10 protein-coding genes are annotated in these 8,260 nt (G+C 70.8%); 4 read left to right on the top strand and 6 right to left on the bottom strand.

Features of this window, described 5'->3' with window-relative positions; all coding sequences use genetic code 11:
• Nucleotides 1-62 precede the first annotated feature (62 nt).
• Nucleotides 63-830 (bottom strand): DUF881 domain-containing protein, encoded by a 768-nt coding sequence (locus ACI379_RS05910; RefSeq protein ID WP_439791150.1) that lies wholly within the window; start codon nucleotides 828-830, stop codon nucleotides 63-65.
• A 99-nt stretch (nucleotides 831-929) separates the two neighbouring features.
• Here ACI379_RS05910 and ACI379_RS05905 point away from each other — a divergent pair, with 99 nt between their 5' ends.
• Entirely contained in the window at nucleotides 930-1,379 is a 450-nt protein-coding gene (locus ACI379_RS05905) for a cell division protein CrgA (protein WP_439791149.1), read from the top strand.
• Between the two features lie 560 nt (nucleotides 1,380-1,939).
• Here the strand turns inward: ACI379_RS05905 and ACI379_RS05900 are convergent.
• Together ACI379_RS05900 and ACI379_RS05895 are read right to left on the bottom strand one after the other, a co-directional pair.
• Complete coding sequence (locus tag ACI379_RS05900; RefSeq protein ID WP_439791148.1) at nucleotides 1,940-2,905, bottom strand: rhomboid family intramembrane serine protease; 966 nt, start codon at nucleotides 2,903-2,905, stop codon at nucleotides 1,940-1,942.
• 41 nt (nucleotides 2,906-2,946) lie between these two features.
• Nucleotides 2,947-3,459, bottom strand: coding sequence for a peptidylprolyl isomerase (locus ACI379_RS05895; protein ID WP_439791147.1), 513 nt, complete (start codon nucleotides 3,457-3,459; stop codon nucleotides 2,947-2,949).
• 155 nt (nucleotides 3,460-3,614) lie between these two features.
• Between ACI379_RS05895 and ACI379_RS05890 the strand changes: the two genes are divergently transcribed.
• On the top strand, nucleotides 3,615-4,172 hold the full coding sequence (locus ACI379_RS05890) for a hypothetical protein (protein WP_439791146.1): 558 nt from the start codon (nucleotides 3,615-3,617) through the stop codon (nucleotides 4,170-4,172).
• 332 nt (nucleotides 4,173-4,504) lie between these two features.
• Here ACI379_RS05890 and ACI379_RS05885 read toward each other — a convergent pair whose 3' ends face one another.
• Genes ACI379_RS05885 through ACI379_RS05875 form a run of 3 tightly spaced genes read right to left on the bottom strand, consistent with a single transcriptional unit; the run spans nucleotide 4,505 to nucleotide 6,622 of the window.
• Complete coding sequence (locus tag ACI379_RS05885) at nucleotides 4,505-5,356, bottom strand: patatin-like phospholipase family protein (protein WP_439791145.1); 852 nt, start codon at nucleotides 5,354-5,356, stop codon at nucleotides 4,505-4,507.
• A 9-nt stretch (nucleotides 5,357-5,365) separates the two neighbouring features.
• Nucleotides 5,366-5,779 (bottom strand): DUF3817 domain-containing protein, encoded by a 414-nt coding sequence (locus ACI379_RS05880; protein WP_439791144.1) that lies wholly within the window; start codon nucleotides 5,777-5,779, stop codon nucleotides 5,366-5,368.
• A gap of 9 nt (nucleotides 5,780-5,788) precedes the next feature.
• A complete protein-coding gene (locus tag ACI379_RS05875; protein ID WP_439791143.1) occupies nucleotides 5,789-6,622 on the bottom strand; it encodes an SURF1 family protein in 834 nt (277 codons plus the stop codon).
• A 79-nt stretch (nucleotides 6,623-6,701) separates the two neighbouring features.
• Here ACI379_RS05875 and ACI379_RS05870 point away from each other — a divergent pair, with 79 nt between their 5' ends.
• Together ACI379_RS05870 and ACI379_RS05865 are read left to right on the top strand one after the other, a co-directional pair.
• Complete coding sequence (locus tag ACI379_RS05870) at nucleotides 6,702-7,667, top strand: AAA family ATPase (RefSeq protein ID WP_439791142.1); 966 nt, start codon at nucleotides 6,702-6,704, stop codon at nucleotides 7,665-7,667.
• A 20-nt stretch (nucleotides 7,668-7,687) separates the two neighbouring features.
• Nucleotides 7,688-8,260, top strand: a 573-nt coding sequence (locus ACI379_RS05865) for a hypothetical protein (protein ID WP_439791141.1), incomplete at its 3' end; no start/stop codon positions are given.

Raw genomic sequence — 8,260 nt, 5'->3', positions numbered from 1 at the left:
CGAGCGCGTACGCATGACGCACACCCGACCCGAGCGCGTACGCATGACGCACGCCCCGAGGCTCAGCCCTCGATCGGCTTGGCCCAGCTGAGGTCGGTGAGGCCCTCGTACGCCGGTGCGGTGACCTCGCCGAGGAACTCGGTCTCCCACGTGACGCCACCGCCGGGCGCGAAGGCCCAGGTGCGGTACTCCTGCAGGATGGGGTCGGCCTCGAGCTCGCCGAACATCTTGGTGGTGTCACCGACACCGACGATGACGTACGGGGGGCCGTACGGGACGCCGTGCAACGTGACCGAGTTGCCCTCGCACTTGATGCCCGTGGTCGACACGAGCCGCTGCCCCTGGATGGTGACGGCCTCGGCACCCGCCCGCCACAGGGCGTTGGCGACGGCCTGGATGTCCTGCTGGTGCACCACGAAGTCGTTGGCGGTGAGCTCGTCGTCGGCCTCCATCGCCGCCTGTCGCACCTCCAGCGACGCGTCATCGAGCGTCACCTGCACAGCCTGCCCGGTCACCGGCGTGAGCCCGGCGGGGTCGCTGAGCGTACGGACCTGGCGCTGCACCCGGGTGACGCTGCGGTCGCCCAGGCCGCTGGAGAGCTCCTCGATGTCGGCGTTGAGTGCGGCCACCTTCTCGGTGAGTGCGCTCGTACGCTCGCTCTCCGCCTGCACGACCGACGCGAGGTCGGTCAGTCGGCCGCCGCGGAGGTCGCGTCCCTCGGACTGCGCCGCGCTGACGCCGAAGAGGATCCCGCACAGGGTCACCGCCACCGGCGTCGCCACCTTCCAGGTGGGACGCCGAGCGGGGCGCTCGTGGGATCCGTGGGGCATGGCGACTACGCTATCTCCCCGGTGGCTACGTCACCGCTGTTGGCGTACCCGCCCACGTGCCCGTACCTGTGAAGTCCAGTGCCCCGCTAGGGAGTGGTTGTGTCCAAGTCGAAGTTCGTCGAGGAGCCCAAGGCCAAGACCTTGTCGGTCCGCCTCATCATCGCGCTGCTGCTCGTGGTGGCCGGGATCGCGTGGATCACGTGGTACTACGTCGGCGTGCGCCCCGACCCGATGGCGATGCCCGTGGAGAAGGGGTCCCCCAAGGCGATCGCCGACCTGGGCCGCTGGAACTACGTCATCGGGTTCGCCTCGATCATGATCGGCCTGATCGTCTCCGCCCACCCCGACACCCCGCTGGGCCGAGGCCGCGGCGTCGTCATCGGGATGCTGGCGTGCTTCCTGATCGGGCTGGTCTGGATCTGCGTCTACTACGTCTTCGCGCAGGACCTCTCGAAGATCTGGGTCTTCAACGACCTGCAGCAGTGGAACCTGGTGGTGGGCATCGCCTTCATGGGCGCGGGCTTCGCCTTCGCCACGAAGTGGGAGTGACCCTCCCCCTCACCGACCTCACGGCGCCGTCCCCCACCGGGGCGGCGCCGTTGTCGTTCCCGGCAGGTCCGTACGGCCTCCGGAGCGCGTGCGGATCGAGGGCGCGCCCTCTCCACCGTCTGTCCACAGGCTGGGGGAATCACACCGGTGAAGTTCTCCACAGTGTGGGGAAAACCTGTGGAGAGTTACATCCGTGTAGTTCTCCACAAGGCTGTCCACACCTGTGGGAAATGGGGGCCTTTGTCCACAGGCTTGTACACAGCCGTGGGGTGGGCGTTGGGGAGGCGCTGCTCGGCCCCGCCGTTCCCCCGGCCCGCCGTGCCCCGGCCCGCCGCGCCCCGGCTCCGCGGCCCGGGTGGCGATGTCCCCAATGTGGGGCGATGTCCCCACGTTGGGGTCACTGGGAGCCACCCCGCCCGAGTTGGGGACGGTCGGAGAGGTCGTCAGGCCCCACGGACCTCGCCGAGTGACCCCAAGCCGGCCCACCCTCGCCGAGTGACCCCAAATTGGGGCGATGTCCCCACGTTGGGGTCACCGGGAGCCACTGGTACTGCGGCGCCTCAGCCGACGACGACGCGCAGGGCCATCAGACCCACGAGGACGACGGCCATGACGCCGAGGGTCCCCCACTGCAGGGCCGTACGGTGCTGGCGGGGCGCCAGCACGACCGCGGCGGTCGCGACGATGCCGGCGATGAGCCCGCCGAAGTGGGCCTGCCAGGAGATGCCACCGACGGCGAACGAGAAGACGACGTTGATGCCGATCCAGGTCAGCACGCTGCGTACGGCGCCGTTGTCCTGGCCGGTGTCGCGGCGCGCCTTGAGCGCCAGCACCAGCAGGGCCCCGAGCAGACCCCAGATGGCGCCGGAGGCACCGACGGTCGAGCCGTACGCCGAGCTCCACCACAGCACGCCCACCGAGCCGCCGAGAGCGGCGAGCAGGTAGACGGCCAGGAAACGGGTACGCCCCAGGGCAGCCTCGATCTGCGGGCCGAGGAACCACAGCACCAGCATGTTCATGCCGAGGTGCCACACCTCGACGTGGGTGAAGGCGCTCGTGAGCGGCTGCCACCAGGCGCCGTCGAAGAAGCCGGTGCGCCACGCGCCGTCGCCACCGTTGATCCCCGAGCAGATCGCCTCGTTGACGCCCGGGTACCAGCCGTCGGTGGTGCCGGTGGAGACGCAGCGCCCGGCGGGGGACAGCTGCAGCCACTCGAGCAGCGTGGAGGAGTACCTCCCGGTGGCGTTGATCGCCAACCAGACGACGACGTTGATGCCGATGAGCACCATCGAGGTCATCGTCGGGTTGGCCACACGCTTGCCGCCGAACCTTCCCTGGAGCTGCCGCGTGTCGCGGTGCCCCTCCTTGACGCACGAGGCGCACTGGAAGCCGACGGAGGCGTCGTTCATGCAGTCGGGACAGATCGGCCGGTCGCAGCGCTGGCACCGGATCCACGTCTCCCGGTCGGGGTGCCGGTAGCAGGTGGGCACCTCGTGGGCGGTCCGGTCCTCGGGGGGCTGGCTCATCGGCGGTCCGTCTGTCCTCGGGTCAGGTCGTCAGGACCTGGTCACTGCTCGATCGTGACGGACTCGATGATGACCGGCTCGGCCGGACGGTCCATCGCGCCGGTACGGACCTTGGCGATGGCGTCGACGACGTCGCGGCCGGCCTGGTCGGCGACCTCGCCGAAGATGGTGTGCTTGAAGTTCAGCCACGGGGTCGCGCCCACGGTGATGAAGAACTGCGAGCCGTTGGTACCCGGGCCGGCGTTGGCCATGGCGAGCAGGTACGGCTTGTCGAAGACCAGCTCGGGGTGCGGCTCGTCCTTGAACGTGTAGCCGGGGCCGCCCGTGCCCGTGCCGAGCGGGCAACCGCCCTGGATCATGAAGCCGTCGATGACGCGGTGGAAACCGAGGCCGTCGTAGTACTTCTCGCCGCTGCGACCGGCGTCGTCCTTGTACTCCTTGGTCCCCTCGGCCAGGCCGACGAAGTTGCTCACCGTCTCGGGAGCGTGGTTGGGGAACAGGTTGATCGTGATGTCGCCCTTGTTGGTCTTCAGGACGGCCTTGGGGTCAGCCATGGGTGTGCCTTCTCTCCGATCGCGCGCCTCCTCGGGCGCGGCGATGTGGTTGTTGACGGGTCGATCCTCCCACGCCCTGGAAGGACCAACGCCTCTGGCCGCGGCTTGGCGGAGCATGGTGAGATGGACGGACCACGCCCAGAAGGAGGCCACGGATGGCACGCCGCAGCAAGAAGTCGCTCCTCGAGACTGCCCAGGACGTAGTCGACCAGGCCAGCGAGTCCGCACAGGGTCTCGCCGGCCACCTCGCCGAGTCCGTCGGACCGACGATCGAGACCATCGTCGAGACCGCCAAGGAGAAGGCCGACGAGGCGCTCACCAAGGCCGACGAGGTCCTGCACGCCGACGAGGCACCCAAGAAGAAGGGCGGCAAGCTCAAGAAGTTCCTGCTGGTGTCGATCCTCGCCGCGGTCGGCGGCGTGATCTTCTCCAAGGCCCGGGCCAAGAAGGCCCAGGACGCCAACTGGCAGGCGTCGTACACCCCGACCCCGGCCCCCACGACGACGCCGAAGCCGGCGCCCGTCGCGGCTGAGCCCGCAGCCCCCGCGGCTGCGGCAGCGTCCGACGCCCCGGCCGAGCCCGAGGCCAGCGACGACGAGGGTGGGGCCGGCCCCGCCGAGTCGATCAGCGACGCCGTGGAGGAGCCGCACGAGGCCACCGACCCCGACGCGCCGGCCGAGGTCATCGACGTCGACGACGTACCCAAGAGCTGACCGACCTCAGCACCGCACGCAGCACGCAGCCCCGGGGAGCCTCTCCGGGGCTGCGTGCCGTTCGGGGCCTCGGGCGTGGGCTCGGGCCGGGGCTCGGCGTCATACGAACCGTCGGCAGCGCGCGCTGCGTCAGACGCGGGCCCTGTACGGCCGGGGTCCGTCATCCGGATCCGGACCTATTGCCTCGGATCCGCATGACGCAGGGGGCCCGGCGGGCGCGTACGTATGACGCTCCGTCCCCCTGCGCGCATACGTATGACGCAAGGGGTCGCCTGCGCGCGCACGCATGACGCACCGTCCCCCGAGCCCGTACGCATGACGCAAGCCCAGCGTCAGATCGTCCCGAAGACCTCGTCCAGGTACGCCCGCGAGGCGTCGTACGACTCCTCGATCTTGCGCCGCACGACGGCGAAGTCACGGAACGCGAACAACGAGTCGTCCTTGTCGGAGGTGCCGCCGGCGGGGAGGACGTGCGCCTCGACGTGGCTGGGCAGGGCCGCCATCTCGCGGTGGAACCGGTGCCGTCGTGCCACCTCGAAGCTGACCCGGGCCACCTCCCACGGCTGGGTGGGTGCCTTCATCGGGCGGTCGATCCGCCCCACCTGCAGCACGAAGATCCGCCGTGCACCGAGCTCGACGGCCCGCCCGACGGGGATGGAGTTGACCAGCCCCCCGTCGAGGAAGTGCTCCTCGCCGTACTCGGTGACCACGCGCGCCGGCGGCAGCAGGCCCGGGACGGCGGCGCTCGCCATGATCGCCTCCACCACGTCGCCGCGGGAGAACCAGTGCTCGGCGGAGCGTTCGATGCTGGAGGCGCAGACCTCGAAGTGGACCGCGAGGTCGCGGAAGGTCAGGCCGCCCAGCTCCTCCTCGATGCGTTCGCGCAGCGGCTCGGAGGAGTACACGTGGGTGCGCGAGGTGACCATCCGGTGCACGGTCCGCAGCGGGTTGTCGCCGTACACGACCTTGCTCTCGGCGGTCTCGCCCCACAACTGGGTGAGCCGCTCGACCACGGCCAGCGACGGGTCACGCGCGACCACCCCACCGTTGACGGCGCCGATGCTGGTGCCCAGCACCAGGTCGGGGGTGAAGCCGCGTTCCAGCAGGGCGCGGAGCATGCCGACCTCGACGGCCCCGAGCACGCCGCCACCGCCGAGGACGAAAGCGGTCAGCGGCTGGGGCATGCGGCGAGCCTAGCCAGCGACGGGAGCCTCGGCCTGAGCCTTGGCGCTCAGTTCGGGGTGCTCGGCCAGCAGGCGCTTGGTGGCGCGCCGCTCGGACCAGAAGGAGAGGACCGGCACGGTGCCCATCAGCAGCGTCACCAGGGTGAACGCCATCGGCCACTGGGCCCGGCGCGACAGGGTGAACGCGCTGAACAGGAAGATCATGTAGAGCCAGCCGTGCGCGGTGCCGAGGTACGAGGTGATCGCCTCCCCGACGCCCTGGATCTCCGAGCCGGGCGAGACCAGCACGGGGGTGGAGGAGAAGACACCCCACATCTCGGTGCCGTCGAAGTTGGCCAGCGGGACGCCGATCAGGCACAGGACGATCAGCAGCACGCCGACGATCGAGGCCATCACCTGGTAGAAGCGGAGGTTCTTGCGCACCCGACGAGGTTATCCGGCGGGCGGTGAGAGGCGGGCCTCGTCGACGGCGTCGACTTCGTCACCGTCACGCGCGGCGGCCGGTTCCGGGCTGGGCCCGGCGTCGCGCGCGTCGCCGTCCCCGTCCTCGCCCTCGTCGTCCCCCTCCTCCGCCTTGCGCTGCGCGATCACCGTGTCGGCGGCCCAGCGCCACCAGATGTACCCAGCGAACGCGGCGAACAACCACCACTCGACGGCGTACAGGAGGTTCTGCAGGCCGGTCGACGAGTCGGCCTCGGGCAGCGCGGAGAGCTGCTCCTCGTGGAGCACCACGTAGCCCGTGTAGAGGTCGACGTCGACCCGCTGGACGGCGTCGGCGACGCGGACCTCGGGGAAGACGTCGTCGGAGGGGTCGTCATCGACGGCCATCGATCCCTCGCTGGGCTGAAGCCAGCCGGTCAGCTCGGCGTTGCCGGTCGGCGCCTGCCCGTCGGGGTCGGCGTCGGTCGTCTCCGACCAGCCGCGCACCACCAGGATGGCCGGCTCGCCGTCGCCGCCGACGCTGAACGGCGAGACCGCCCAGTAGCCGTCCCGGCCCTCGAAGGTGCGGCCCTCGACCCAGAACCCGCCGTCGAGCCAGGTCCCGGACAGGGTCACCGGACGTCCGACCTGCTGCGCGGGGAACGCGTCGTCGGGGCCCATCACGTCGGTCAGGGCGACCGGTTCGAGGTGCGTACGGTCGACCGCCTGCGCCTCACGCTCGGCCTGCCACACGTCCATCTGCCAGAAACCCAGCCAGATTCCGAAGCCGACGACAAAGGCACCGAGTAACGTGCCACCGACCAGACCGGGGGAGAGGAACCGCACCCGCCCAGTGTCTCAAACGCCCGAAGCGCCGACGTCCGCAGTGTGGGGCACCCACCAGCGGTCCAGGGAGTGACCACAGATGACGATCACCAACGACCACGCCGTGTGGTTCCGCGACACCTTCACCGCCGTGGCCGACACCATCGGCAAGGCCGTCCTGGGCAAGGACCACGTGGTCCGCCTCGCGCTCACCTGCCTGGTCTCCGAGGGCCACCTGCTGCTGGAGGACATGCCCGGCACCGGCAAGACGATGCTGGCCCGCGCCCTGTCCAACGCGATCGAGGGCACCCACGCCCGGATCCAGTTCACCCCCGACCTGCTGCCCACCGACGTCACCGGCGTGACCGTGTACGACCAGCACAAGGGCGCCTTCTCGTTCCACCCCGGCCCAATCTTCCACGACATCGTGCTGGCCGACGAGATCAACCGTGCCTCGCCCAAGACCCAGGCCGCGCTGCTGGAGGTCATGGAGGAGGGGCACGTCACCGTCGACGGCGTCACCCACGACGTCCCGACGCCGTTCATGGTGATCGCCACCCAGAACCCGGTCGAGCAGGCCGGGACGTACCAGCTGCCCGAGGCGCAGCTCGACCGGTTCCTGATGAAGACCTCCGTGGGCTACCCGGACGCCCAGGCCACCGAGGAGCTGATCCTGGGGTCCGCGGTGCGCGACCGCGCCTCGCTGATCCGCCCCGTCATCACCCAGGAGGCGGTGCGCCAGCTGTCCCAGATCGCCGCCGGGGTGTACGTCGACCCGTCGGTGGCGCGCTACGTGCGCCAGCTCGCCGAGGCGTCCCGCGAGCTCCCGCACGTACGGATGGGGCTCTCGGCGCGCGGCTGCCTGGCCCTGGTCCGCGCCGCGAAGACGTGGGCGGTCTCGCAGGGCCGTACCGGGGTCGTGCCTGCCGACGTCACCCACCTCGCCGAGCCGCTCATGTGCCACCGGTTGCTGCTCGACCCGCAGGCGCAGTTCAGCGGCGTCTCGGTCACCGACGTCATCACCCAGCTGCTGGACACGGTGCCGCCACCGGTCCAGCGGCTCTGAGCGGCGGCACCGTGCCGAAGGTGCGGCGGGCCCTCCGTACGGTGCTGGGCGGGGTCCTGGTGCCGTTGCGGCTGCTCTCACCGGCCGGCCGCGGGGTGCTCGTCGTGGCCGTGCTGGCGTGGGCGGCGGGCCACTGGGCGGGTCTGGCGGAGATGCGGCTCATCGGCGCCCTCTTCGCGGCCCTGCTGGTGTGCTGCCTGCCGTGGATGCTGGTGCCCGCGCGCGTCCGCAGCGCGATCAGCCTGTACCCGCGGGCCGCGGTCGTCGGCGAGGGCGTGACGGCGACGGTGCGGGTCACCGCGCAGGGACGCTGGCCCGTGTTCCAGCCGCTGGTGAGGTTGCCGGCGGGCGAGCAGGACGGCTGGCTGCGGTTCCCGACGCTGCGCCCGGGCCAGTCGCTGGCCGAGTCGCGTGCCGTCGACACCGACCGGCGCGGGGTGCTGCAGATCGGCCCGGCGGTGTACCACCGCGCCGACCCCCTGGGGCTGCTGGTGCGGCAGACGGTCTGGGTCGAGCCGGTGGAGCTGTACGTGCGGCCGCGGATGGTGCCGGTCGAGTCGTTCAACGGCGCGCAGGTGCGTGACCTGGAGGGT

It is taken from the genome of Nocardioides sp. (assembly GCF_051876515.1).
Taxonomy (GTDB): domain Bacteria; phylum Actinomycetota; class Actinomycetes; order Propionibacteriales; family Nocardioidaceae; genus Nocardioides.
This window is presented reverse-complemented; position numbering and strand designations above follow the sequence as displayed.

Excerpts from the sequence above, each read along its gene's own strand:
- ACI379_RS05895 (WP_439791147.1), bottom strand. The coding sequence starts at position 3,459 with ATGGCTGACCCCAAGGCCGTCCTGAAGACCAACAAGGGCGACATCACG.
- ACI379_RS05870 (WP_439791142.1), top strand. The coding sequence starts at position 6,702 with ATGACGATCACCAACGACCACGCCGTGTGGTTCCGCGACACCTTCACC.
- ACI379_RS05900 (WP_439791148.1), bottom strand. The coding sequence starts at position 2,905 with ATGAGCCAGCCCCCCGAGGACCGGACCGCCCACGAGGTGCCCACCTGC.
- ACI379_RS05890 (WP_439791146.1), top strand. The coding sequence starts at position 3,615 with ATGGCACGCCGCAGCAAGAAGTCGCTCCTCGAGACTGCCCAGGACGTA.
- ACI379_RS05885 (WP_439791145.1), bottom strand. The coding sequence starts at position 5,356 with ATGCCCCAGCCGCTGACCGCTTTCGTCCTCGGCGGTGGCGGCGTGCTC.
- ACI379_RS05910 (WP_439791150.1), bottom strand. The coding sequence starts at position 830 with ATGCCCCACGGATCCCACGAGCGCCCCGCTCGGCGTCCCACCTGGAAG.